Here is a 24,839-nt window from a genome sequence, read left to right on the forward strand (position 1 = left end):
GTCTGACGGAACAACGGCATAGCCGATCCGGCCTGCATAGGATCTATTATCGCCAGCGGGCGAGCGCGGGCCTGATCGTGACCGAGGGCACCCAGCCTTCGCCCACGGGCAAGGGCTATTGGCGCACCCCCGGCATCCACAGCGCCGATCAGGTCGCGGGCTGGCGCAAGGTGGCGGACGCGGTGCACGGGGCGGGCGGCAGGATCGTCATGCAACTCATGCATGTCGGACGCGCCGCCGTTCAGGCGAACAAGGACCCCGGCGCTGAAACCGTCGCACCGTCCGCCATCCCCTGTCCCGACAAGATACCGGGTCCCGATGGCGTGCCGGTCGAAACCGCGATGCCGCGCGCGCTGGAAACGGATGAAATCCCCGCCGTCATCGCCGAATATGCCGCCGCCGCGCGCAACGCCATCGCTGCGGGAATGGACGGGGTGGAGCTGCATTGCGCCAGCGGCTACCTGCCCATGCAATTCCTGTCGACCAACAGCAATCAGCGGACGGACCGTTATGGCGGACCTGTCGAAAACCGCATCCGCTTCGTGGTGGAAACGCTCCAGGCGCTGGCCGAAGCCGTTGGCCCCGGCCGCGTCGGCTTTCGCATCTGCCCCGGCGTCCGCTTCAACGGCATGAACGATGCCGACCCGCACGAAACCTACGCCGCGCTGCTCAAGGCGGTGGACGGGATGGGCCTTGCCTACTGCCACCTCATCCACATTCCCTTGGAAGGGCAGGACGCGCTGGACCTCGTCAATGCCAACTGGAGCGGCGCGGTCATCGAAAATGCGGGCCTGACGCTGGACAAGGCGAAGGCGGTTCTGGCGGAGGGCAAGGCGCAGGCCGTCTCCTTCGGCTATCTCTACATCGCCAATCCCGACCTGGCAGAGCGCTTCCGGTCCGGCGCGCCGCTGGCCAAGGCCGCGCGCGAATATTTCTACACCGGCATGGGCGACGACCGCCGGGGCTATACCGACTATCCGGCGCATAGCGCCTGACAAGAAGACGATTTTCAGGAGAGAGAGCATGCTCAGGCTGTTGGAAGGACGCGCCGCGCTCGTCACGGGCGGCGGGCAGGGCGTGGGGCAGGGCGTCGCCCGCGCCCTTGCGGCGGCTGGCGCACGTGTCGCCATCGCCCAGCGCAACGCCGGACAGGGCGAGGAAGAAGCGCGCCATCTGCGCGACGTGCACGGGGTCGACGCCTTCTTCATCAGGACCGACGTGACCCAATCCGCGCAGGTGGAGGCGATGGTCAGGGCGACGCAGGATCGCTTCGGCCAGCTCGACATATTGGTGAACAATGCCGGGGCCAGCTTTCCCAAGCGCGTTGAACAGCATAGCGACGAAGATATGATGGGCTCCTTCGCCCTTAACTATTATGCGGTCTTCTGGGCGATGAAGGCTGCCTTCCCGATCATGAAGGCGCAAGGCTATGGCCGGATCATCAACATGGGCTCCTTGAACGGCGTGAACGCCCATATGTTCACCGTCGCCTATAATGCCAGCAAGGAAGCGATGCGCGCGCTCACCCGCACGGCAGCGGTTGAGTGGGGGGCGCACGGCATCACCTGCAACATCATCTGCCCCGCCGCCAACAGTCCGCAGGCGAGCGACTATTTCGCCGCCAATCCGGAAATGGCGGATGCGATCCTGCAACAGATCCCGGCAGGCCGCTTCGGCGATGCGGAAAGGGATATCGGCCCCGCCGCCGTCTTTCTGGCCAGCGAAGGCAGCGGCTATGTCAACGGCAACACCATCTTCGCGAGCGGCGGATCGCAGGTGAACGGCGTGTCCTGGCGCCCGCATGTGGAGGATTGACCGGCATGGAGCGGCTGAAGAACAAGCGTGCGGTCGTGACCGGCGGCGCGCAGGGGATCGGTGCGGCCATCGCCCGGCGGCTTGCGGCGGAGGGCGCGGTCGTCGCGCTGCTCGACCTTGATGCAAAGGCGGCGGGCGCAGTGCTGCCGTCGCCCCATGCCGGTATCGCCTGCGACGTGTCCGACAGCGCGTCGGTGGACGCCGCCTTTGCGGAAGTGAAGGCGCGGCTCGGCGGCGTCGACCTGCTCGTCAACAATGCCGGGCGCGGCAGCGCGCCAGGCGACGGCATGGACCAATATTATGCGGCGCAGGCCGCGCAGGCGGCGGGGGAGCAGGTCTTCGCCGACCAGACCATCCACTGCTCGGACGAAGGCTGGGCGGGCGTCATGGCCGTGACGCTGGACGGCGTGTTCAAATGCTCCCGCGCGGCGGTGCGGCTGATGGCGGAGCAGGGGACCGGCGGGGCCATCGTCAATATCGGCTCGACGGCGGCGGTGAAGGGCGACGGGCCGGTGCCTTATTGCGCGGCCAAGGCGGCGGTGCTGGGCATGACACGGGCGATGGCGCGCGAACTTGCGCCGCGCGGCATCCGGGTGAACGCCGTCAATCCCGGCGCGACCGAAACGCCCATCTATGCTGGCCTGCCCGACGAACTGAAGGCGACGATCGCCGCCGATAGCCTGATGAAGCGGCTGGCTCATCCTGACGAGATCGCGGGCGCGGTCGCCTTTCTCGCCAGCGGCGACGGCAGCTTCGCGACGGGCAGCGTCGTGACCGTGAACGGCGGCGCCTATTTTTCCTGACATGGGGAAAGGATCGGGCATGGGGCAACTGGATGGCAAGGTGGCGATCGTCACTGGCGGCGCGCGCGGCGTGGCCAAGGGCGTGGCGACGGCTTTCGTGAAGGCGGGCGCGAGGCTGCTGATCGTCGATCGCGAGGTGGAGTTGGGCCGGGCGACAGAGGCGGAGCTGCGGGCGCTTGGCGGCGATGCTGTCTTCCTGGCAGCGGACCTCGCGGATCGCAACGCGCTCCCCTCCGTCGTCTCGACGGCGATCGATCGTTTCGGCAAGCTCGATATTCTGGTCAATGCGGCGCAGGCCTCACGCCAGTTGCCGCTTGCCGAAACCACGGACGAGGCGATGGAGCTGTCCTTCGCCACCGGCTTCTGGCCAAGCTTCGCCCTGATGCGCGCAGCCTATCCGCACCTGGTCGAAACCAGGGGGTGCGTCATCAATTTCGGTAGTGGCGCGGCGTTCGACGGCCTGCCAACGCAGGGGTCCTATGCCGCCGCCAAGGAAGCGATCCGCGCCATATCGAAGGTCGCCGCCAACGAATGGGGGCCGCAGGGCGTTCGCGTCAACGTCATCTGCCCTTTCGCCAACTCTCCCGGCGTGCAGATGTGGCGCGAACATGCGCCTGATGATTATGCCGCACAGATCGACAAGGTCGCGCTTCGCCGCATTGGCGATTGCGAACGGGATATCGGTGCGGCTGCTACTTTCCTGGCGAGTGACGCGGCCGCTTATATAACCGGACAGACATTGATGGTCGATGGCGGGCAGACGAAGGCCTTCTGACGCATTAAAGCGATTGGCTTGCTACGGGACGACAAGGAGAAGAAGGATGTCACAGGCCTGGATGGACCGGCTGGAGCTTCAAGACTTGGTAATGCGCTATTGCCGCGCCTGCGACCGCCGCGACTTCGCGCTGGTCCGCTCGCTCTATCATGACGATGCGATCGACGACCATGGCACGATGTTCAGGGGCGGCCCGGATGAATTCGTCGCCTGGTTGCCGGAAGCCACCGCCCATTGGGACCTCACCCGCCACAGCATCACCAACAGCCTGTTCGTCATCGACGGGGATCGTGCGGAAGGCGAGCATTATGTCGAAGCCTGGCACCGGACACCCGCCCCGGACGCGCGCCTGTTCATCGTTCTTGGCCGCTATCTCGACCGCTATGAAAAGCGCGATGGCGCGTGGAAATTCCTCTACCGCAGTCTGGTCTTCGACCATGGCTCCGTCGTGGATGTCGATCAGGAGGCTATGGACCGGATGAGCAAGGACGCCCCCAACGGAAGGCCCGGCAGGGAAGACCCGTCCTTTACTTACCCCCTGCTCGCGGGGCTGAGCCGATGAAGGCGGCGGTCTGGGATGGCGCGTCGCTGTTCGTCAGTGATCGCCTGACGCTGCGCTCCGTGGGCGAGGGCGAGGTGCGGGTGCGCGTGCTGCGGTCGGGCATCTGCCACAGCGACCTGGCGATGATGACGCCGCATCTTCCCACGCTTCCCATCGTCCTGGGCCACGAAGCGGCTGGGGAAGTCGCCGAAATCGGCCCCGGCGTGGAAGGCTGGTCGGTGGGCGACCGCGTGACTGTTGGAACGCAGACCCCTTGCGGCGAATGCCGCGAATGCCGCCGGGGCGAACCGCATAATTGCGACATCAATTGGGGCTTCGCGCCTGGCTTCCCCTTCAGCCTGGACGGCAAACCCGTCGCCTCCTTCGCCAACGTCTCCTCCTTCGCGCAGGAGATCGTGGTCAAGGCGTCGCAACTGTTCGCCATCGATGATCTGCCGATGGAGCAGGGCGCGCTGATCGGATGCGCCGTATCCACCGGCGTCTGCGCCTCGCGCGTGTTGGGGCGGGTGCGGCCTGACGACAGGGTGCTTGTCTTCGGCATCGGCGGCATCGGCGTCAATGCCATTCAGGGCGCGGCGAAGCTGGGCGCGCATGTCATCGCGATCGACGCGAACCCAGCGAAGGAAGCCGCCGCGCGGCAGTTCGGCGCGGCCGAATTCGTGCTGGCCGATCCCGCGATGGACAGCGATACGGCTGGAGCGCGGCTGGCGAGCGAGCATGGCCCCATCGACGTAGCGGTCGAATGCAGCGGCGCAATCGGCGCGATCGAAACCGCGCTCCGCTCCGTCAAGCGCGGCGGGCGTGTCGTGCTGATCGGCATGTCGCGGCCGGGGTCTCAGGCCGCCCTGCCGCTGGACCGATTCGTCACGGGTGGGGAGGTTATCGCCACCATGAACGGCGGCGCGCTGCCCGGCCGCGACTATCCCGGCCTGATTGCTCAGGCGCGGGACGGCCGGTTGAATATCGCCGATCAGGTCAGCGGCATCTGGCCGCTTGATCGCATCAACGACGCGATCGCCGCGCTCAAGGCGGGCGAGGTCACAAGGGCGCTGGTGAACCTCGCCGATTGATCAGCCCTTTAACTGTTGCAGCAGCTCGATCCGGTGCCCCTGCGGGTCGAGCAGAAAGGCGAGCCGCAGGCCATGTTCGGGAACGTCGATCGGATGAATCTCGATCGTCGCGCCCGCTGCTATGGCCTTGTCCATGGCTGCCTCCATGTCCTCGACCATGAAGCCCACGGTCGCCTCGCCCGGCGCGGGGCAGGCTTTGTTGGGATAGCTGATCAGGATGAAGCTGGGCGCGGGCGGGCGGCTTCCCGGCACGCCCAGGATCAATTCGTGCATCAGCCGGTCGCCCTCGCCGAACTCGACCCTGCCGCGCACCTCCAGCCCCAGCGCCCCGGTATAAAAATGCTCCGCCGCTTGCAGGTCCTGAACCTCGATCTTGGTCAGGCTGAACGCCATGATGTTCGTCATATTCTCTCCTCCCTCCGCATTTCGCGGAAAATATTTGCCATCTACCATATATATGTAGGATAAGGGCATCATTCGAATACGCAAAGAAGGAACCAGCATGGAAGAGGACAAGCAGGCGGACGGCGTGCGTCTCTCCGCCGTCTGGCGGGATTTCTGCGAACAACTGGCGCAGGCCGGTGACATATTGGATCGCCCCAGCGCGCCCGGCACACCGATCGATCAGGCGGAAGGTCTTCGATATCTGTCGCGCCTGACGCGGACGGCGCTCAACATGCTGGTGGATTCGGCCGATCCCGATTTCCCCCGCATCTTCCTGCTCACCGACGACACGATCAAGATCGGCGCGGATAATCCCGACAATCTGTACCAGCAGGTGGTCGTGCGCGGCGACCGTGACTATCGCATCTGGGGAAAGCGCAACACGGTTCCCTATCTGTCGATCGGTTCCAAGGCCAACCGCTACGCCATCGACGGCACCATGGCCTCCACTGGCGAGATAGAGTTCGCGGATGTGGAGCTTGGCCCGGACGGCAGCTTCGAAATCATCGTGAGCAAAACCGAAAAGCCGGGCAACTGGTTGCCCATGGCAGACGATACGACCCTGCTCATCATCCGCCAGACCTTCAATGACAAGAGCAAGGAAGAGGCGGCGGAGGTTCATATCGAACGGATCAGCGACGGCCCGGAACTGCCCGCCATCCTGACTCCGCAGGCCATCGAAGCGCAGTTGAAGGGATCGGCCGCATGGGTGCGGGGAACGGCCAATACCTTCGCCGACTGGTCCGAATGGTTCATGCAGGAACCCAACCGCATCTATCAGGGCAAGGACCAGTCCGTCTTCTACCGCGCAGGCGGCGACCCCAAAATCTGGTACGGCCACCTTTATTACGACCTTGCCCCCGGTGAGGCGCTGGTGATTGAGGCTAAGCCCCCCAAATGCCGCTTCTGGAACTTCCAGCTCGACAATTGGTGGATGGAATCCATGGATCACGTCAACCGCAAGGTCTGGGTGAACGGCGCGCAGGCGAAATATGAAGAGGACGGCAGCGTCATCGTCGTCTGCGCTGACAGCGATCCGGGCTATGGCAACTGGATCGACCTGTCCGGCCATCGGTCCGGCACGGCGCTCTGGCGCTGGATCGAGGCGGACGAGCATCCCGTTCCGCAAGCGCGCGTTGTCAAGCTCTGAGCGGGGCGGGCGGGGCTTATCACCTCATCCGTTCGGACTGAGTCAGTCGAAGATTCTCTTTCCCCCCCTCGCCACGGCAAGCCGGACCTGACGGAAACCGCAAGCAAAGCCGGATATCGCCCCGCACCCTCTGTTCACCCCGCCAATAGCTGATTATGGCCTAGGAACGGAAGAACAGGGGGAAAGCGATGTCCGCAGAGGCGAAGACGGCGGTAAACCCGCGCGAATTGCGCACGGTGGTGGGGGCCAGCCTGATCGGCACGACGATCGAATGGTTCGACTTCTTCATCTATGGCGTCGCGTCGGCGCTCGTTTTCAACCGGCTGTTCTTTCCTTCCTTTGAGCCGCTGACGGGCACGCTGCTTGCCTTCTCCACCTATGCGCTGGGTTTCCTCGCCAGGCCTTTGGGCGGCGTGATCTTCGGCCATTATGGCGACCGGATCGGCCGCAAGACGCTGCTGATGATCAGCCTGCTGGTCATGGGACTGTCGACCACGGCGATCGGCCTGCTGCCGACCTATGACCAGATCGGCATATGGGCCCCGCTGCTGCTGATTGCGCTACGTCTGTTACAGGGCTTTGCCGTGGGCGGCGAATGGGGCGGGGCGGTACTGATCGTGGCGGAAGTCGCGCCCGCGCGGGCAAGGGGCTTCTGGACCAGCTGGCCCCAGATCGGCGCGCCCGCGGGCAATTTGCTGGCGGCGGCGGTGTTCGCCGCATCCTCCGCCTTCCTGTCCGAAGCCGATTTTCAGGCCTGGGGCTGGCGCATTCCGTTCCTCACCTCCATCATTCTGGTGGCGGTGGGCTACTGGCTGCGGCGCGCCGTGTCCGAAAGCGCTGTGTTCGTGCAGGAAGCCGCGAAGGACGGGCTGGTCCGCTTCCCAGCGATAGAGGTCATCCGGCGAAAGGGCCGCGCCCTGCTGACCGGCGGCGGCCTGCGCTTCGGCGAGAATATCTGCTATTATGTCGTCGCGACCTTCTCCATCACCTATCTCACCGAAATTCGCGGCGGCGACCGCTCGCTGGCGTTGAACGCGGTGCTGATCGGCTCGGCGATCGAATGCCTTTCCATGCCCTTCCTTGCGGCCCTCTCGGACCGGATCGGGCGGCGCTGGGTCTATGGCGCGGGAGCGCTGGGCGTAGCGGCCTGGTTCCTCATCTTCTTCGGCATGCTGGACGCTGGTGATGGCTGGAGCATCGGCATCGCGGTCACGGTCGCCATGGTCGCGCATGGCGCCATGTATGCGCCGCAGGGAGCCATGATCACGGAGCTTTTCCCGACGCGCCTGCGCTATTCGGGGGCCAGCATCGCCTATCAGGCGACGTCCATCTTCGCGGGTTCGCTCGCGCCCATCATCGCTCTGTCGCTCTACAAGCTGAGCGGCGGCACCGGCGCGGTGGCGGCCTATGTGGTCGGCAGCCTCCTCATCACCCTCGCCGCCGTGATCGCCGCGCCCGAAACCAGGGGCGCTGATCTGCGCGCCATCGACTGACCGCCTCTTTCCAGCGGGCTGTCGTAAGCGCGGGCGGATCATTGACCTGCATTAGCATATGCTGCGCGGCGGGCAGGAACAGCCGCGCCGCCCCTGTCGTTCTCCTGCCGGGCTGCAACCGGGCGGCCCTGGCAAGAGGATAGACAATGACGCAGGCATCAGCCCTTTTCGACAGCCACGCAGAGGCGGAGCGTGCCGTCAGCGAACTTCGGACGCTAGGCGTCAGCGATAGTGACCTGTCCGTCATCGCGCATCATGGCGGCACCACCACGACGCGCGACGGCGAAGGAGAGATTACCGACGAACATCACCGCAACGTCCTGCGCGGCATATTGGGCGGCGGCGCTCTGGGTGCTGGTCTGGGCGTGGCGGCGCTCGCCATTCCGGGCGTGGGTCCGCTTGCCGCGGCCGGAGCGATCGCCGCTTCCGCCGTGCCCGAAGCGGTTGGCATCGGCGCGGTGCTCGGCGCGATCGGCGGCAGCCTCAACGAAGTGCTGACGAAACATGGCGTCAGCGAGGAAGACGCCCAATATTATGACAGCAGGCTCAAGGATGGCGGCGTGCTCGTCACCGTTGCCGATGCCGGCATCGACAGCGCCCGCGTGCGGGAGGTGCTGTACCGCAATGGCGGCCATAATTCGACGCAGGCGCGCAGCACGGCCTATTGATCACAGCCGAAACGGAACGCTGCCGCGAAGAAGGGGGCTTGAGATCACAACTCAAGTCCCCTTCTTGTCGCGCCGCCGACATTAAGAGCCTGCCCAGAATGACCGTGTTCCTGCATCGGCAGGAACCCGGTTTCGAGCTTGGACTATCTCACATCAGCCGCCTGTCCCGCTGGAGCAGGCCACGTTCCAACCCGGGCAGGCCAAACTCTAGGCAGTCTGGTTCACCGCCGCGAACTGGCGCTTCAGAAATGTACAGGCGTCCGCCATCGCCTCCTGCGCGCCGGGCAGGAACGCCACCCATGACACGAAACCGTGGATCATGCCCGGATAACGCTTCACCTCGACCTCGACGCCAGCTTCCTTCAGCACCGGGCCATACATTTCCGCCGCATCGCGGGCAGGGTCATTTTCGGCAGTGGCGATGAAGTGCGGGGGCAGGCCCTTGTGACTCTTTGCCTTGACCGCGCTGGCGCGATAATCCTCGTCCTGCTCCGGGCTTTCGATGTAAAGCTCATGGAAGTAGCGCACATCGTCCGCGCGCAGCACGGGACCATGTTCGAACTCCTTCATGGAGCCGCCTTCGGGCAGGGGATGCACCCCCGGCCCATACCAGTTGACGACCGCGGCGATGCGGGGGCCGCCCTCGTCCCGCGCCTGGATCGCCATGCCGTTGGCCAGCACGCCGCCCGCGCTGTCGCCCGCCACCGCCAGCCGCGCAGCGTCGCCGTTGATCGAGGCGGCGTTGGCGGCCGCCCACTTGACCGCAGCCCAGCAATCTTCCGGCGCGGCGGGGAATTTATGCTCCGGCGCCAGGCGGTAATCGACCGAAATGACGATGGTCTCCGCGCCTGCGGCCAGGCCGCGCGCGATCATGTCCTGCGTGTCCAGGTCGCCCACCACGAATCCGCCGCCATGGAAATAGCAGGTGACAGGGAAGGGGCCGCTGCCTTCGGGCGTGTAGATGCGCACCGGCACGTCACCGGCAGGCCCCGGGATAGTGCGGTCGGCCACCGACGCCAGCGTCACCGGCGGCGGAGGCAGCATGGTGGACGAAGCGCGCACCGCCTGGCGCAGTTCCTCCACCGGCTGGCTGCGGATCGGCGGCCATTCGGGCTGCCCTGCGAACATCGCTTCGATCTGGGGGTCGATCGGCATCCTTACGTCTCCTTCGTCTCAAGCTTCCAGTTCGCGCAGCGCATCGCGCAGCACCTTGCCGCCCGCATTACGGGGCAGCGCATCGACCAGCGCCACTTTTCGCGGCACCTTGTAATTCGCCATATTCTCACGCGCCCAGCGGATGATTCCCGCCTCGTCCGCCTCGCTTCCCGGCCGCAGCACCACGAAGGCCTTGCCGACCTCTCCCATGCGATCGTCGGGTATTCCGATCACCGCCACCGACTCGATCGCCGGATGCGCCGCCAGCAGCTTTTCGATCTCGGCCGGATAGCAGTTGAAGCCGCCGGAAATGAACATATCCTTCTTCCGGTCGGTAATGGCCAGATAGCCGCGCGCGTCGATCGTGCCGATGTCGCCCGTGTGCAGCCAGCCATCGGCATCAATCGCTTCGGCCGTCGCCTGCGGATCGTCCAGATAGCCCTTCATTACCGAAGGGCCGCGCACCCAGAATTCGCCCGCCTGCCCCGGCGGCATGTCGCGCCCATCCTCATCGATGCAGCGTACTTCCATGCCCGGCATCGGATAGCCGCAGGTATAGGCGATGGTTTCCGCATCGTCGCCCTGCCGCGTCATGGAGATGACGCCGCATTCGGTCATGCCATAACCGTTGACGACATTGGTGATGCCCAGTTCATTGCGCATCCGTTCGACCAGCGCCGGGGCGACCGGCGCCGCGCCGGTAGGGGCGCCGCGCAGGGACGAAAAGTCATGGGCCGGATTGATCGCCAGCTCATGCAGCAGCGTGACATAGATGGTCGGCGGGCCGGGAAGGAAGTTCACCCGGTTGACCTCGATCTGGCGGATCATCTCCGCGCCGTCGAACACGGCCATGGGAATGATCGTCGCGCCCCGGATCAGGCACGCCACCCACCCGGCCTTGTAACCGAAGGCGTGGAAAAAGGGATTGACGATCAGGTGATTGTCGCCCTCGCGCAGGTCCACCCGCACCGCCCAGTCGCCAAAGGTCTGCACGACCTGACGGTGCGTCGTCAGCACGCCCTTGGGGCGGCCGGTCGTGCCCGATGTGAAGATGATGTCGCTTACATCGTCGCCCGACAGCCGCGCCAGCGCTTCATCCACCGCCGGATCGTCAGCGCCCTTGCCCCGCGCCACAAAGGCGTTGAAGCCGCTGTCGATATGGATCAGTTCCCGCAGATCGGGCAGTTCCTCTCCCGCCAGCAGCGCCTGATAATCGGTGCCCAGAAATTCCTTCGGCGTGAACAGCAGCTTCGCATGGCTGCGGCGCAATATGTCGGCCGCTTCCTGCCCCTTGAAGCGCGTGTTCATGGGCACGATCGCGGCGCCCGCAATATGCGCCCCCAGCGCCGTGATGATCCAGGCGCGGCAGTTGGGTGCCCAGATGCCGATCCGGTCGCCATTCCCAACGCCCCGCGCCAGCATCGCCGAAGCGCAGGCCCGCGCATCGGCCCAAAGCTGCGCGTAGGTCCAGCGTTCCTCCCCTTCGATCAGGCCGATGCGGTCAGGCCATCGCTCTGCCGCAGCCTTTGCCGCCGCGGGGATCGTTTCAGGCCATGTCCCCATCGGCTCCTTCATTTTCCGCGCGGTTCCCGTGGAAGGCCAAGCCCGCGTTCCGAAATGATGTTCCTCTGGATCTGGTCGGTTCCCGCATAGATGGTGTCGGACCGGCTCATCAGATACATATTGGTCAGCCCGTCGAACCGTTCCTCGTTCGCGCCGATCTCGCCGTCCTGACCCATCACGTCCATGGCCAGTTCGCCCAGGTCCCGGTGCCAGCGCGACCAGTAGAGCTTGTAGGTATAGGCCGCGCCGGAAAGCTCCGCCCCGCCTTCACCATCGGACAGCATGCGCAGCCCGTTATAGCGCATGATCTTGAGCCCCGCATAGGCATGGGCGATCTTCTGGCGAATGACTGGATCGTCCGCCTTGCCGTTGCGCTTGGCGATGGCGATGATTTCGTCCAGCTCGATCTTGAAGTGCATCTGCTGCGCCAGCGTCGACACGCCCCGCTCGAAGCCGAGCAGCGCCATCGCCACCTTCCAGCCGTCGCCTTCCGCGCCGATCCGGTCGGCTGCCAGAGCCTCCGCGCCGTCGAAGAAGACTTCGGCGAACTCCGCTTCGCCCGTCATCTGGCGGATGGGGCGGGGGTCGACGCCCGGCTGGTCCATCGGCACCATCAGGAAGGACAGGCCCTTGTTGCCGATGCTGCCCGGCTCGGTCCGCGCGACCACGAAACACCAGTCGGCGATCGTGCCCATAGACGTCCAGATCTTCTGCCCGTCGATGATATATGTGTCGCCTTCAAGCCGCGCCTTGGTCTTGACGTTGGCAAGGTCGGACCCCGCGCCCGGTTCGGAATATCCCTGGCACCAGATCGACTTGCCCGATGCGATATCGGGCAGGAAGCGCGCCTTCTGCTCCTCGCTGCCCATCGCGATCAGCGTCGGGCCAAGCAGCTCGACGCCCAGATGCCCGACGCGCGGAGGCCCCTTCGCGCGGGCATATTCCTCCGCGAAGATGATCTGCTGCGCGATCGAGGCATCGCGGCCGCCCCATTGCGTGGGCCAGCCGATGACGCTCCAGCGCGCCTCGCCCAGCGCCGCTTCCCACGCGCGGCGCTGATCGACATTGTCGACCTGGTTGGTCTGGCCACGGATCGCCTTGAAGGGGCCGGAGAGCTGGGCGTTGAGCCACTCTGCGGCCTCTTCACGAAAGGCTTTCAGTTCAGGGGCGAAGGCAAGCTGCATGGATCAGGCGACCTCGAACAGACCGGCGGCGCCCATGCCGCCCGCGACGCACATGGAAACCACGACATATTTGACGCCCCGGCGCTTGCCTTCGATCAGGGCATGGCCGACCAGGCGGCTGCCGGTCATGGCGAAGGGGTGGCCGATGGCGATGCCGCCGCCATTGACGTTCAGCTTTTCAGGATCGATGCCCAGCGTGCGCTGGCAATAGATCGCCTGGTTGGCGAAGGCTTCGTTGATTTCCCAAAGGCCGATGTCGTCGATCTTCAGGCCCGTGCGCTCCAGCAGCTTGGGGATGGCGAAGACCGGGCCGATGCCCATTTCGTCAGCGCCGCAGCCCGCGACCTGGAAACCGCGATAGATGCCCAGCACCGGCAGCCCTTCCTTCTGCGCGGTGGCCAGGTCCATGACGACCTGCGCCGACGCGCCGTCCGAAAGCTGGCTGGCATTGCCCGCCGTCACATGCTTGCCTTCCTTGATGACCGACCCGTTCTTGAACACGGGCTTGAGCTCGGACAGCTTTTCATAGGTCGTGCCGGCGCGGATGCCCTCATCCTTCGTCAGCGTGATCTCTTCCTTGCCGGTCTCATTGCCTTCCTTGTCGAACAGCGCCTTGGTGACGGTGATCGGCACGATCTCGTCATCGAAGCGGCCCGCCTCCTGGGCGGCGGCGGCGCGCTGCTGGCTCTGCGCGGCGAAGCGGTCCTGATCCTCGCGGCTGATGCCGTAGCGCTCGGCGACGATCTCGGCCGTCTCGATCATCACCATATAGGCATTGGGATCGCGCGCCTTGATGAATTCGGAACGGTTGCGGAAGGAAGGATAATGCTTGTCGATGGTCAGCGACACATTCTCCACCCCGCCCGAAACGGCGCAGTCGATCTCGTTGGCGATGATGCCGCGCGCGGCGAAGGCGAGCGCGTTGAGGCCGGACGAGCATTTGCGGTCCATCGAAAAGCCCGCAGTCGTGTCCGGCAGGACCGAACCGTGGACGGTCAGGCGGCCGACATTGTAGCTCTGCGTATTCCACTGGTTGGCGACGCCCAGATAGACGTCGTCCACCCGCGCCGGGTCGATGCCCGCGCGGGCGATGGCGGCATCCACCACATGGCAGGACATGACCGGCGCTTCGGTGTCGTTGAACGCGCCGCGATAGGCTTTGCCGACGCCGGTGCGCGCGGTCGAGATGATGGCTGCTTCACGCATGAAAGAATGTCCTTAGATTAAAAGCCGTGCATGTTGTTGGGGCCCCAGAAGGCGCGCATTTCCACCACTTCATTGGCCTCGTTGAAGCGGAACGTGTCGATCACGTCGATCCGCTTGGCCCCGCCGTCAAAGTTCAGGTTCACCGAAAAGGGGAAGACCGCATAGTCGCCCGCGATGCGCACCGGCCCTTCCAGCTTGAGCTTCGCGCCGGTCTTCATGGATTCGGCGTAAAAGGCGCGGACGGCCTCGCGCCCCTTGTGGATCGGGCTGCCGATCGGGTCTTCAACGGTTGCATCCTGTGCATATAGGGCGGCGACCTGGTCGGCGCTACCGGCCTCGAACGCAGCGACATAGGCGTGGACGGCGGCTTCCATCTTGACGGGATCAGGCATGGTCTTTGCTCCGGCTTGGGCAGGGATAAGGGCGGTTGCAGCGATGGCGGTCAGGATGCGCCCGGTCATGGGTTTTCAGCTTTCCGGGAAATAGCGGTTGATCGTGTCCACGACGCAGGCGGGCTTGTCCTTGCCTTCGATCTCCACGGTGACGCGGATCACGGCCTGGATGGCGCCGCCCTTCACTTCCTCGACCGACACGATCTCGCCGCTCCCGCGAATGCGCGAGCCGACGACCACGGGATTGAGGAAGCGGGTCTTGTCCATCCCCACGTTGACGCCAGCGGAGAAGCGGCGGACCTCGACGATCTGCGGCATGAACAGGTTGACGAGGCTCAGCGTCAGATAGCCATGGGCGATCGTCGCGCCGAACGGACCGTCCTTGGCACGCACAGGATCGACATGAATCCACTGATGATCGCCCGTGCATTCGGCAAAGGCGTCGATCCGGTCCTGCTCGATCGTCAGCCAGTCCGACGTGTCGAGCTTCGTCCCTTCCTTGCCCAGCAGGTCGCGCGGATTTTCGAAGATCACGGCCATCGCGTCAGGCCCGCTGGCTGGAGACCGCGACGATCTCGCCGGTCATGTAGGATGACAGATCACTCGCCAGGAACATCATGACGTTGGCGATTTCCCACACTTCGGCGGGCCGCTTGAACGCTTCCTTCTCGACCAGCTTTTCCAGCGCCTCCTGCGTCGTCACCTTGGCCAGGAAGGGGTGCATGGCAAGGCTGGGCGACACCGCGTTGATGCGCACGCCATGTTCGGCCGCCTCGATCGCGGCGCAGCGGGTGAAGGCCATGACGCCCGCCTTGGCCGCCGCATAATGGGCCTGCCCCTTCTGCGCGCGCCAGCCGAGCACCGACGCATTGTTGACCATGACGCCCGACTTGTTGGCATACATGGACGGCAGGAAAGCGCGCGTCATGCGGAACAGGGAAGTGAGCGTCACGTCCAGAACGCGGCTCCACTGCTCGTCCGTCATGTCGACAATGTCGACCTCGCCGCCCAGACCCGCATTGTTGATCAGCACGTCGACCTTGCCCAGCGCAGCGAGCGACGCGTCGCGCAGGCCCTGCACCGCTTCCTCGCTGGTGACGTCGCATACGAAGGTGGCAGGGCGCTCGCAACCGACTTCATCGGCGATGCGGTCGGCTGCTTCGCCCAGGCGGCGTTCGTGGAAATCGCTGATCAGCAGCTTCGCGCCTTCTTCCGCGGCGCGCTTGGCGGCGGAAAAGCCGATGCCGGTGCCGGCAGCCGCGGTCACCACCACGGTCTTGCCCTTCAGCAGGCCAAGCGGGGTGGGGTAGGGGGGCACGGGAGAGGTCGGGGTCATGCGGCGTCCTTCATGATGATCCGGGCGAGTGCTTCGCGATGCTGGTCGGGCGTGCCGAGCCAGCTGGCGGCTGCGCGGGCCCGCTTGAAATAGAGATGGGCGTGATGTTCCCAGGTGAAGCCGATGCCGCCATGCAGCTGGATCGCGTCGCCCGTGACCGAACGATAGGCGTCCGAGACATAGGCGCGCGCGGTATGGCAGGCTTCGGCCACTTCCTCGCCGTCCTCGTCGATGGCGGCGGCGGCATAATAGGCTGCGGACCGCGATGCTTCGACGAGCAGCATCATGTCGGCCAGCATATGCTTATAGGCCTGGAACGATCCGATCAGCCGTCCGAACTGGACGCGCTGCTTCGAATAATCGACCGTGGCGTCGAGGCTATACTGCATCCCGCCGGTCTGTTCGGCGGCGAGCAGGCCCGCGCCGATGGTGAGCGTGCGTTCGATCGCCGCCTTCGCGCCGCCCGGCTCGCCCAGCACCATGTCCGGGGTCACCTCGCAATCGAAGCTCAGCCTGGCGAAGCGCCGAAGCCGGTCGAGCGAGGGCAGCGCCTCAATGGCAAGGCCGGGGGTTCCCGCCTCCAGCACGACCAGGCTGTCATCGGCCGTGGCGACGATGATCAGGTCGGCGACATGGGCGAAAGTGGCGAAATCCGCCGTGCCCGTCAGGCGGCCATTGGCGAGCGCTGGACGGCTCGCGGTCCCGGCGAAGCTCGCCTTCGTGCCCGAAGCGAGGCGGGGCAGGAGGTCCGCCTTCTGCGCCTCGCTCCCCGCGCCCAGCACCGCCTGCACGGCGAGCACGGCGGTTTCGAAGAAGGGCACGGGCGCAAGCACGCGGCCCGTTTCCTCCAGCACCAGCGCCATTTCCACAGCGCCCAGCCCCAAACCGCCAAATTCCTCCGGCACCATCAGCCCGGCAAAGCCCATCTCGCCCGCAAGGCTGCTCCACAGGCCTTCGTCAAAGCCGGTGGCGCCTTCCACGGCGGCGCGGATCACGTCCGGGTTGGCCGCGTCGGTCAGGAAGTCGCGCGCGGCTTCCTGGATCGCGCGCTGGTCGTCGCTGAGCGCGAAGTCCATCAGGCGGCTCCGTAGACCGGCTTGGCGGGCTCGCGGGTTTCGATCAGCTTGCGCACGATCGCGTCCATCTCGCTCGCTTCCAGCCGCGCGCCCTTGTCAAAGCCCTTGCTGTCGGTCCACCCCTGCGACAGGAACACATGCCCGCCCTTGAGTTCGAACACCTGCCCCGTCACGCCCTTCGACTGTTCCGACACCAGATAGGCGACCAGCGGCGCCATGTTCTCCGGCGCGAAGACGTCGAATTCGCCTTCCTTCGCGTCCATGTCGAACGCGCCGGTCGACGTCATACGGGTGCGAGCGTTGGGGGCGAGCGCGTTGGCGGTGACGCCCAGACGGCCCAGCTCGGCCGCCTGCACCAGCGTCAGCGTGGCGATGCCGCCCTTGGCCGTCGAATAGGCCGACTGGCCGACGGAGCCCTGCAAGCCCGCGCCGCTCGTCGTGTTGATGATGCGCGCATCGACCGGGTTGCCCGCCTTGCTCTGCGCGCGCCAATATTCGGCGGCGTGGCGGCTCGTGCAGAAATGGCCGCGCAGGTGGACGCGGATCACCGCATCCCATTCTTCCGGCGAGCAGGTGAAGAACATGCGATCGCGCACGAAACCGGCATTATTGACCACGGCATGGAGCGCGCCGAAGCTGTCGAGCGCCTGTTCGACCATGCGCTTGCCCGATTCCCATTCGGCAACGTCGTCGGTATTGGCGACGGCTTCTCCGCCCATGGCGCGGATTTCGTCCACCACCTGTTCGGCAGCGCCCTTGGTCTCGCCCGCCTCGCCATGGGTGCCGACGCCTAGATCGTTGACCACGACCTTGCAGCCTTCCGCCGCCAGACCCAGCGCATAGGCCTTGCCCAGGCCATTGCCCGCCCCGGTCACGATCGCAACACGTCCTTCGCAGATACCCACTTGTCTTACTCCTCAAAATGCCTTGCGCGTCATGCGGCGACCGGGATCAGCAGATGCTGACTAAGGTCGCCTACCAGATCGAGCAGCGAATAATCCCGCCCGGAAAAATGCCATTGCCCATCTGCCCGGACGAAGGCGTCATGATAGCGGCCTGCGCAGATCGCCTGCAAAGGCAGGTCGGGCGTCGCCTGGAACACGGTATAATAGGAACGGCAGGTCGCAGTGCCGGCGCCCTCGTCCACCTCGACGATGGGATTGGTGATGACATGCTTGGTGCGCGGTGTGCCGCAAGGGTAAAGCCGCACATGGGCGCGCCAGAGCGCCAGCATCGGCGCCGCGCCTTCGATGATCTCGCCGCCGCCGGTCTTCACCTTGGCGCGCGTGAACAGTGCGGCAACTCCTTCGAGATCGCCTGCGTCCATCAGTTCGGCATAGCGGTAGAGAAGGTTGGTGATCTGGGTGGCGCTGCTCATGCCTTGCCTTCCCGCTGGGCCGCTTGCTGCTCGCGATGCTGCGCGGTTTCGCCCGACAGGCGCACGGCCACGGCCTTCGACTGGCTGCGCTGCGCCTGACGCTCGGCGTTAGCCTCACGCAGCGGTTCCGCCTCGACCAGCTCGGTCAGTGCAGCCCGCGCGAGCTTCTGATACTCGCCCTCGCCATTGTTGCGCCAGGTGACCTGATGCGGCGCGAACGTCTTGACGACTTTCGCGGGGTTGCCCGCGACCAGGCTGCGTGGTGGGGTCACTGTGTCGGACTTGACCAGGCTAAGCGCGGCGACGAGATTTTCATCGCCAATGACCGCATTATCCAGGATCACGGCGTTCATGCCGATCAGCGCATTTTCGCCGATCTCGCAGCCATGGATGATAGACCCGTGCGCAATGGTCGCTCCGCGCCGGATGACCGTGTCGCGCAACTGGTTGGCGTGGACGGTGACGCTGTCCTGGATCGAGCTGTCACCCTCCACCACGATCCGCCCGAAATCGCCGCGCAGCGATGCGCCCGGCGCGATGAAGCAGCCCGGCCCCACGATCACGTCGCCGATCAGCGACGCCAGCGGATGGACGTAGCTGCTCGGATCGACGACGGGAACGATCCCCTGATAGGCGTAGCAGGGCATGGGCTGCGCTTTCCCTCTTACAGCCGCTCGATGATGGTGACGTTGGCCTGGCCGCCGCCTTCGCACATGGTTTGCAGGCCATAGCGGCCGCCCGTACGTTCCAGCGCATTGAGCAGCGTCGTCATGATCCGCGCGCCCGTCGCGCCGATCGGATGACCCAGCGCGATGCCGCCGCCCTGCACGTTCACCTTCTCATGCGGCACGCCCAGTTCCTGCATCCACGCCATCGGGATCGACGCAAAGGCTTCGTTGCATTCGAACAGGTCGATATCATCGACCGTCATGCCCGCCTTCTTGAGCGCATGTTGCGTCGCGGGGATCGGGCCGGTCAGCATCCATACCGGGTTGGCAGCGCGCACCGACAGATGGTGGATGCGCGCGCGAGGCTTGAGGCCATATTCCTTGACCGCGCGTTCGCCCGCGATCAGCAAGGCAGCGGCGCCATCGCAATTCTGGCTTGCGACGCCCGCGGTGATCTTGCCCCCTTCGCGCACGGGCTTGAGGCTGGCCATGCCCTCCAGCGTGCTGGCCGGGCGGATCGTCTCGTCCCTTTCCAGCCCTTCGAAGGCGGCGACTTCATTGTCGAACCAGCCATTGTCCCATGCCGCCTGCGCGCGCAAATGACTGGCCAGCGAGAATTCCTCCATCGCTTCGCGGCTGATGTTCCATTTGTCGGCGATCATCTCGGCGGACCGGATCTGGTCGACTTCCTCATCGCCATAGCGCGCGTCCCAGCCCTTGGAGCCCCTGAAAGGTCCGTCGTTGAAGCCGAATTGCGGACCGACGGTCATGGCCGATGAGATCGGAATACGGTTCATCGCCTGGCTGCCGCCCGCAACGACGATGTCCTGCGTGCCGCTCATCACGCCCTGCGCCGCGAAATGCACCGACTGCTGGCTGGAGCCGCACTGGCGGTCGATGGTCACGCCCGGCACATGCTCCGGCAGACCCGCGACCAGCCAGGCGGTGCGCCCGATATCGCCTGCCTGACCGCCGATCGTGTCGTTGCAGCCCCAGACCACGTCATCCACCAGATTGGCGTCCACCCCCGTGCGCCGGATCAGTTCCGCGATGGGAAAGGCGGCCAGATCGGCCGGATGGACATGCGCAAGGCTGCCCTTCTTGCGGCCGATGGGCGCGCGTACGGCATCGATGATATAGGCTTCAGGCATTTTCGCTCTCTCGTGCAAAAGTCTGGTCCGGCCCCATGGGCTGGGTGAAGATACGCGTGGCGATGCGCGCGCGGTGATAGGCGGGGGTGCCCCATGTCTGGATCAGCGCGACGGCGCGCTTGAGGAACAGGTGAACGTCCACCTCCCAGCTATAGCCCATCGCACCGTGCACCTGGATCGAGGCGCGGGCGGCCTTGTCGGCGGCTTCCAGCGCGACCAGCTTGGCATGGCTGACGCGGGCGCGGGCCTGCACGTCACGGGCACCGATCTCGGCCGCCGCTGCGGCCACCACCGGCTTGGCGAACTCGATCGCCACCTGCGCGGAGGCGAGGTGATGCTTGACCGCCTGATAGCTGCCGATGGGCTTTCCGAACTGCTGCCGTTCCTTGGCGTAATCGACCGCCAGATCGACCGACCGCTGGGCAAGGCCAAGGCCGAATGCGGCGTTGAACAGCGCCGCGCGGTCAAGCGCCAGGTCCCAATCCGCCTTCCCCAGCGGGGTTGCCTTCGTTTTGTCCCACTCCACGGAGAAGAGACGGCGGAAGGGGTCGATGCTCGGCTGCGCTGTCAGCGTCACCTGATCCGGCGTCGCCAGATAGGCGTCCCCACCATCATGCAGGATGATCGCCGCCGCGCTGTCGGCATTGGCGACATAGGGATTGAGCGGATGCTGGATCGCGATCGTGGCGCTCGGATCGGCCAGCACATCGCTATCGGGAGCCAGCGCCGCCAGCATCGGCGCAGCGACACCCGCGCTTTCGACCAGCGGTTCGGGCAGCACGACATAGCCTGCTTCCTGCGCGATCAGGGCGAAGTCGGTTTCGCCAAGCCCGATGCCGCCCGCGCTTTCGGGCAGCAGCACCAGCGTCAGGCCGGTCTCGACGATCGAGGCCCAGCGGGCCGGGTCGATCGCCTCGCCCGCTTCCATCATCTTGCGCCAATGGTCGGGCGTCGAACTGTCGGCGAACAGCGACCGCGCGGTCTCCGCGAACATCAGCTGTTCTTCGTTAAGGGTGAAATCCATGTCTTATTCCCCCTTAGCGCGGCAGACCGAGCATGCGCTCGGCGATGATGTTGCGCTGAATCTCGTTCGAACCGGCATAGATGGGCCCGGCGAGCGCGAAGATATAGTCGTCGATCCAATCGACGGCCGCAGCATCGGGCGCGTCATGGGTCAGTTCCGCCTGCGGCCCCAGGATCGACAGCGCCGTCTGCGTCAGGTGAATGTCGAGTTCCGACCAGAAAATCTTGTTGGTCGATGCTTCCGGCCCGATCTTCGCTCCCGCCATCAGCCGCGATGCGGTCTGGTAGATGTTGAGCGCATAGGCGTCGGCATTCATGTGCGCGCGCACGACATCGGCTTCAAGCGCCGGATCAGCCGTCTCCTTGTTCGCGGCCCACAATTCGGCGAGCTTCTTCGCCGCCACCTGATAGCGTGCAGGGGAGCGCAGCATCAGCCCGCGTTCGAAGCCAGCCGTCGCCATGCAGATATGCCAGCCCTGGCCCTCGTCGCCCAGGCGATTGAAGGCGGGAACGCGGACATTCTCGAGGAAAATCTCGGCAAAGCCGACATGGCCGTTGATCTTCTTGATGGCGTTGACCGTCACGCCCGGCGCATCCAACGGGAAGAAGATGAGGCTCATCCCCTTGTGCCGCTCGCTGCCCGGCTCGCGGAACAGGCCGAACGCCCAATCCGCGAAGACCGCACGGCTCGACCAGATTTTGTGGCCATTGAGGATATAGTCGTCGCCCTCGCGCGTCGCGGTGGCGCGCACCCCGGCCAGATCGCTGCCCGCCTGCGGTTCGGACCATGCCTGCGCCCAGATTTCCTCGCCGCTCGCCATCTTGGGCAGGAAGCGCTGCTTCTGCTCATGCGTGCCGAACTCGATCAGCGTCGGCCCCAGCAGGAAAATGCCGTTCTGGTTGACGCGGCCGGGCGCTCCGGCGCGATAATATTCTTCCTCGAAGATCAGCCACTGGATAAGGTCAAGGCCGCGCCCGCCATATTCCTTGGGCCAGGTCACCATGCCCCAATCGCCCGACTTCAGCGTCTTTTCCCATTCACGATGCGCTTCGAAGCCTTCGCGCGTCGCGTCGAAATGCTCCAGCGGTTCTGCTGGCACATGGGCTTCCAGCCATGCGCGCACTTCGGCGCGGAACGCCTGCTGCTCAGGAGTGTAAGTCAGGTCCATCAGAATTTCGCCGCGCCCTTGTTTTCCACGAAAGCGTCACGCGCCTTCTGGCTGTCTTCATGCATGTACATTTCGAGCGTGAAGCCCTGCTCAATGCGATAATGCGCCGACGGATCGGTTGGCTCGATCAGGTTCAGCGCTTGCTTGGCGATCACCAGCGCCGCCCGGCTCTTGGACGCGATCACCTCGCAAAAGGCGTAGGCCTCTTCCTTGAGCTTTTCGAGCGGCACCACCTTGTGCACCGAACCATGGCGATAGGCGTCCTCGACCGGGATGCGGCCGCCGGTGAAGAAATTGGCGCGCACCATCTGGACCGGCAGCATGCGGCTCATGAAGGCCGCGCCGCCCATCGCGCCGCGATCGATTTCGGGCAGCGAGAAATAGGCCCCTTCCGCCGCGATCAGCGCGTCGCAAGCGCCCGCGATGTTCACGCCGCCGCCGATCACGAAGCCATGGAGCGCGCCCACCACCGGGATCGCGCATTCGCGGATCGCCTTGAAGGTCAGGTAATTGTCCTTGTTCAGCTTGGCGATGCGCTCGGGATGCGCCTGCATCTCCTTGATATCGACGCCGCCGCAGAAACCCCGGCCCTCGGCGCGGATCAGGATGCATTTCACATCCTCGTTCGCCGCGGCTTCGTAAACCATTGCGGGAATCGATTCCCAGCCCTTGGTGTCGAAGGCGTTGACCGGCGGATGGTCGAACAGGATCTCGGCGATGTGATCCTTGACGCTCAGCGTAATCGGCATATTCCTGTCCTTCTTCCTCAGGCCGCGCTTGCGGTTTCGCGGCCCATGGCGGCCAGCGCGGCGAGGCGCTCATGCGCTTCGGCGACGATGCGGTCGACCAGTTCCTGGCAGGTCGGGATTTCGCCGATCCGCCCGCCCACGACGCCAGTCGCCATCACGCCATGCTCGATATCGCCTTCGACCACCGCCTTCTGGATCAGCATTGGCATGGTCGCGGCCATCATCGCCTGCTTGAGCGGCATTGCGCCGTGCGCCGTCATGCCACGCGCCGATTTGATGAAGTCCATCCAGCTTGCGCCGGTCTGCTTCTTCATCGCCATGCCCGCCTCGATCGCGCGCAGCCACATGCCGAGCGAACCCGATTTCTCGATCCGGTCCATCAACCGCGTGCGCACCATCCGCTGCGGAATGCCGTCCAGCTTGGTGGTGACGACGATCCGGTCCGTGCTGGCTTTCAGATATTCCGCCTTGGCGCTGTCGGGGACCGGGCTTTCCTTGGTCAGAAGGAACCGCGTCCCCATGGCGATGCCGACCGCGCCATAGGCGAGCGCTGCGGCAAGCCCGCGCCCATCGGCAAAGCCGCCGCTTGCAATCACCGGCACCTTGACCGCGTCGAGCACCTGCGGGAGCAGCACGGTGGTCGGCACCGATCCCGTATGGCCGCCGCCTTCGCCGCCCTGGACATTGACCATGTCCACGCCCAATTCGACCATCTTCTGCGCATGCTTGACTGCGCCGACGGTGGGGACGCACAGGATGCCCGCATCCTTGAAGCGGCCGATCATCTTGGCGTTGGGCCCGCGCCCGAAGCTGACCGCGCGCACCTGATCCTTGTTGGCGAGGATCAGTTCGACGATCTGGTCAGCGCCGGGCTGGAAGCTGTGGAAATTGACGCCAAAGGGCCGGTCCGTGCCCTTGCGCACAGCCAGGATCTTCTCGCGCGCTTCCTCCGGCGTCATGACGGCAGCGCCGAGGAAACCAAAGGCGCCCGCATTGCTGGAGCCGATCACCAGGCTCGGTTCGGCGACCCAGCCCATCGCGGTCTGGATGATCGGCCAGCGGCAACCCAGCCGCTCGGTCAAAATCGTGTGCAGCGGATCGCCCATTACTCGCTCGCCTGCTTCTTGTTCGCTTCCGCCATCTTCTTGGCGTCAAGTCCGGCGATCGAGCTGCCCTGGACGAGGTCATTCTGCGCATGGGCGAAATGGTGCATATGATATTGCGCCTCCATCGCGTTGCGCTTGCCCATCAGCTCCTCGACATGGTTGATCGCCTGCTTGGTCAGCCAGTTGCCAAGCCGGGGCTGCGCCACCAGCTTGGCCGCCATCTTCTCGACGGTTTCGCGCAGCGCCTCGCGGGAGACGATCTTGTTCACCATGCCGAACTGTTCGGCCCGCTGCGCACTCATCCGTTCGCCCAGCAGCAGGAATTCCTTGGCGATGCGCGGCGGCAGCTCATAGGCATGGGCGAAATATTCGACGCCCGGAATGCCCATGCGGTTGACCGGGTCCTGGAAGAAGGCATCGTCGGAAGCGACAATCAGGTCGCATACCCAGGCCAGCATCAGCCCGCCTGCGACGCACGCCCCCTGCACCATGGCGATCGTCGGCTTGGGCGCGTCGCGCCAGCGCCGGCACATGCCGACATATTGCTCTTTCTCGCGTGTATAGAGCAGTTCTGCGGCGGGCTTGTTGACATGGCCCGGCACCATCAGCCGGTTTTCGAAATGCTTGTGCACGTCGCGGCCGGGCGTGCCGATGTCATGCCCGGCCGAAAAATGCTTGCCGTTGCCGCCCAGCACGATCGCGCGCACATCGTCATCGCTTACCGCCTTCATGAAGGCGTCGTCGAGCGCATAGGTCATCTGGCCGTTCTGGGCATTGTTGAAGCCCGGACGGTTCATCATGATCCATGCGACATTGTCGATCACCTCATAGGTGACCGGCTCGTCGGTCTCGTAAACAATGTCGACCTGCTGCGGTTCGACCAGGCGGTCGGTTTCGTTCATT

General features: G+C 65.1%; 27 protein-coding genes. 9 read left to right on the top strand and 18 right to left on the bottom strand.

Going from position 1 to position 24,839, the window contains the following annotated elements; translation table 11 throughout:
* From ET21_RS0108765 to ET21_RS25725, 6 genes are all read left to right on the top strand, one after another.
* On the top strand, positions 1–995 hold a 995-nt coding region (locus ET21_RS0108765; RefSeq protein ID WP_030539376.1), incomplete at its 5' end, for an alkene reductase.
* A 28-nt stretch (positions 996–1,023) separates the two neighbouring features.
* Complete coding sequence (locus tag ET21_RS0108770; protein WP_021236659.1) at positions 1,024–1,815, top strand: SDR family NAD(P)-dependent oxidoreductase; 792 nt, start codon at positions 1,024–1,026, stop codon at positions 1,813–1,815.
* A 5-nt stretch (positions 1,816–1,820) separates the two neighbouring features.
* Positions 1,821–2,618, top strand: coding sequence for an SDR family NAD(P)-dependent oxidoreductase (locus ET21_RS0108775; protein WP_021236660.1), 798 nt, complete (start codon positions 1,821–1,823; stop codon positions 2,616–2,618).
* A gap of 19 nt (positions 2,619–2,637) precedes the next feature.
* Positions 2,638–3,393 (top strand): SDR family NAD(P)-dependent oxidoreductase, encoded by a 756-nt coding sequence (locus tag ET21_RS0108780; protein ID WP_021236661.1) that lies wholly within the window; start codon positions 2,638–2,640, stop codon positions 3,391–3,393.
* 46 nt (positions 3,394–3,439) lie between these two features.
* Entirely contained in the window at positions 3,440–3,955 is a 516-nt protein-coding gene (locus tag ET21_RS0108785) for a nuclear transport factor 2 family protein (protein WP_030539377.1), read from the top strand.
* Positions 3,952–5,025: an alcohol dehydrogenase catalytic domain-containing protein gene (locus ET21_RS25725; protein WP_037470581.1), complete on the top strand. Its 1,074-nt coding sequence runs from the start codon at positions 3,952–3,954 to the stop codon at positions 5,023–5,025. The genes ET21_RS0108785 and ET21_RS25725 overlap by 4 nt, the downstream gene beginning before the upstream one ends.
* On the opposite strand, the gene ET21_RS0108795 is transcribed toward ET21_RS25725, so the two are convergent.
* Positions 5,026–5,430, bottom strand: coding sequence for a VOC family protein (locus ET21_RS0108795; RefSeq protein ID WP_030539379.1), 405 nt, complete (start codon positions 5,428–5,430; stop codon positions 5,026–5,028).
* 97 nt (positions 5,431–5,527) lie between these two features.
* On the opposite strand from ET21_RS0108795, the gene ET21_RS0108800 reads away from it, so the two are divergent.
* The 3 genes from ET21_RS0108800 to ET21_RS0108810 all read left to right on the top strand — a co-directional run bounded on the left by ET21_RS0108800 (position 5,528) and on the right by ET21_RS0108810 (position 8,780).
* Entirely contained in the window at positions 5,528–6,619 is a 1,092-nt protein-coding gene (locus ET21_RS0108800) for a DUF1214 domain-containing protein (protein WP_030539380.1), read from the top strand.
* A 188-nt stretch (positions 6,620–6,807) separates the two neighbouring features.
* Entirely contained in the window at positions 6,808–8,112 is a 1,305-nt protein-coding gene (locus ET21_RS0108805) for an MFS transporter (protein WP_030539381.1), read from the top strand.
* 146 nt (positions 8,113–8,258) lie between these two features.
* The gene (locus ET21_RS0108810) at positions 8,259–8,780 is read left to right on the top strand and encodes a hypothetical protein (RefSeq protein ID WP_021236667.1); all 522 of its coding nucleotides are present in this window, start codon (positions 8,259–8,261) and stop codon (positions 8,778–8,780) included.
* Positions 8,781–8,987: 207 nt separating this feature from the next.
* On the opposite strand, the gene ET21_RS0108815 is transcribed toward ET21_RS0108810, so the two are convergent.
* The 17 genes from ET21_RS0108815 to ET21_RS0108895 are packed head-to-tail and all read right to left on the bottom strand — an operon-like array spanning position 8,988 to position 24,838.
* Positions 8,988–9,935 (bottom strand): alpha/beta hydrolase, encoded by a 948-nt coding sequence (locus tag ET21_RS0108815; protein WP_030539383.1) that lies wholly within the window; start codon positions 9,933–9,935, stop codon positions 8,988–8,990.
* An 18-nt stretch (positions 9,936–9,953) separates the two neighbouring features.
* A complete protein-coding gene (locus ET21_RS0108820; RefSeq protein ID WP_081856646.1) occupies positions 9,954–11,498 on the bottom strand; it encodes a FadD3 family acyl-CoA ligase in 1,545 nt (514 codons plus the stop codon).
* A gap of 8 nt (positions 11,499–11,506) precedes the next feature.
* Positions 11,507–12,682 carry an acyl-CoA dehydrogenase family protein gene (locus ET21_RS0108825; RefSeq protein WP_021236670.1) on the bottom strand — a complete coding sequence of 392 codons (1,176 nt, stop codon included), beginning with the start codon at positions 12,680–12,682 and terminating at the stop codon, positions 11,507–11,509.
* Between the two features lie 3 nt (positions 12,683–12,685).
* The gene (locus ET21_RS0108830) at positions 12,686–13,888 is read right to left on the bottom strand and encodes an acetyl-CoA C-acyltransferase (protein WP_030539385.1); all 1,203 of its coding nucleotides are present in this window, start codon (positions 13,886–13,888) and stop codon (positions 12,686–12,688) included.
* Between the two features lie 17 nt (positions 13,889–13,905).
* On the bottom strand, positions 13,906–14,349 hold the full coding sequence (locus tag ET21_RS0108835; protein ID WP_021236672.1) for a nuclear transport factor 2 family protein: 444 nt from the start codon (positions 14,347–14,349) through the stop codon (positions 13,906–13,908).
* Positions 14,350–14,355: 6 nt separating this feature from the next.
* Complete coding sequence (locus tag ET21_RS0108840; protein ID WP_021236673.1) at positions 14,356–14,820, bottom strand: MaoC family dehydratase; 465 nt, start codon at positions 14,818–14,820, stop codon at positions 14,356–14,358.
* 4 nt (positions 14,821–14,824) lie between these two features.
* Positions 14,825–15,616 (bottom strand): SDR family oxidoreductase, encoded by a 792-nt coding sequence (locus ET21_RS0108845; RefSeq protein WP_021236674.1) that lies wholly within the window; start codon positions 15,614–15,616, stop codon positions 14,825–14,827.
* Positions 15,613–16,692 carry an acyl-CoA dehydrogenase family protein gene (locus tag ET21_RS0108850; RefSeq protein ID WP_030539387.1) on the bottom strand — a complete coding sequence of 360 codons (1,080 nt, stop codon included), beginning with the start codon at positions 16,690–16,692 and terminating at the stop codon, positions 15,613–15,615. Before ET21_RS0108850 ends, ET21_RS0108845 begins: the two co-directional genes overlap by 4 nt.
* Positions 16,692–17,597 (bottom strand): SDR family oxidoreductase, encoded by a 906-nt coding sequence (locus tag ET21_RS0108855; protein ID WP_021236676.1) that lies wholly within the window; start codon positions 17,595–17,597, stop codon positions 16,692–16,694. Before ET21_RS0108855 ends, ET21_RS0108850 begins: the two co-directional genes overlap by 1 nt.
* 29 nt (positions 17,598–17,626) lie before the next feature.
* Positions 17,627–18,070, bottom strand: a complete 444-nt coding sequence (locus tag ET21_RS0108860; RefSeq protein WP_030539388.1) for a nuclear transport factor 2 family protein — start codon at positions 18,068–18,070, stop codon at positions 17,627–17,629.
* Entirely contained in the window at positions 18,067–18,717 is a 651-nt protein-coding gene (locus ET21_RS0108865) for a gamma carbonic anhydrase family protein (RefSeq protein ID WP_030539389.1), read from the bottom strand. Before ET21_RS0108865 ends, ET21_RS0108860 begins: the two co-directional genes overlap by 4 nt.
* A gap of 17 nt (positions 18,718–18,734) precedes the next feature.
* Entirely contained in the window at positions 18,735–19,889 is a 1,155-nt protein-coding gene (locus ET21_RS0108870; protein ID WP_021236679.1) for an acetyl-CoA C-acetyltransferase, read from the bottom strand.
* Complete coding sequence (locus ET21_RS0108875) at positions 19,882–20,913, bottom strand: acyl-CoA dehydrogenase family protein (RefSeq protein WP_030539390.1); 1,032 nt, start codon at positions 20,911–20,913, stop codon at positions 19,882–19,884. Before ET21_RS0108875 ends, ET21_RS0108870 begins: the two co-directional genes overlap by 8 nt.
* A 13-nt stretch (positions 20,914–20,926) precedes the next feature.
* The gene (locus ET21_RS0108880) at positions 20,927–22,081 is read right to left on the bottom strand and encodes an acyl-CoA dehydrogenase (protein ID WP_030539391.1); all 1,155 of its coding nucleotides are present in this window, start codon (positions 22,079–22,081) and stop codon (positions 20,927–20,929) included.
* Entirely contained in the window at positions 22,081–22,830 is a 750-nt protein-coding gene (locus tag ET21_RS0108885; RefSeq protein ID WP_021236682.1) for an enoyl-CoA hydratase family protein, read from the bottom strand. The genes ET21_RS0108880 and ET21_RS0108885 overlap by 1 nt, the downstream gene beginning before the upstream one ends.
* A 17-nt stretch (positions 22,831–22,847) precedes the next feature.
* The gene (locus ET21_RS0108890; RefSeq protein ID WP_021236683.1) at positions 22,848–23,936 is read right to left on the bottom strand and encodes a nitronate monooxygenase family protein; all 1,089 of its coding nucleotides are present in this window, start codon (positions 23,934–23,936) and stop codon (positions 22,848–22,850) included.
* On the bottom strand, positions 23,936–24,838 hold the full coding sequence (locus tag ET21_RS0108895) for an enoyl-CoA hydratase (protein WP_030539392.1): 903 nt from the start codon (positions 24,836–24,838) through the stop codon (positions 23,936–23,938). Before ET21_RS0108895 ends, ET21_RS0108890 begins: the two co-directional genes overlap by 1 nt.
* Position 24,839 lies beyond the last annotated feature (1 nt).

Source organism: Sphingobium sp. DC-2 (genome assembly GCF_000722555.1).
GTDB lineage: Bacteria > Pseudomonadota > Alphaproteobacteria > Sphingomonadales > Sphingomonadaceae > Sphingobium > Sphingobium quisquiliarum.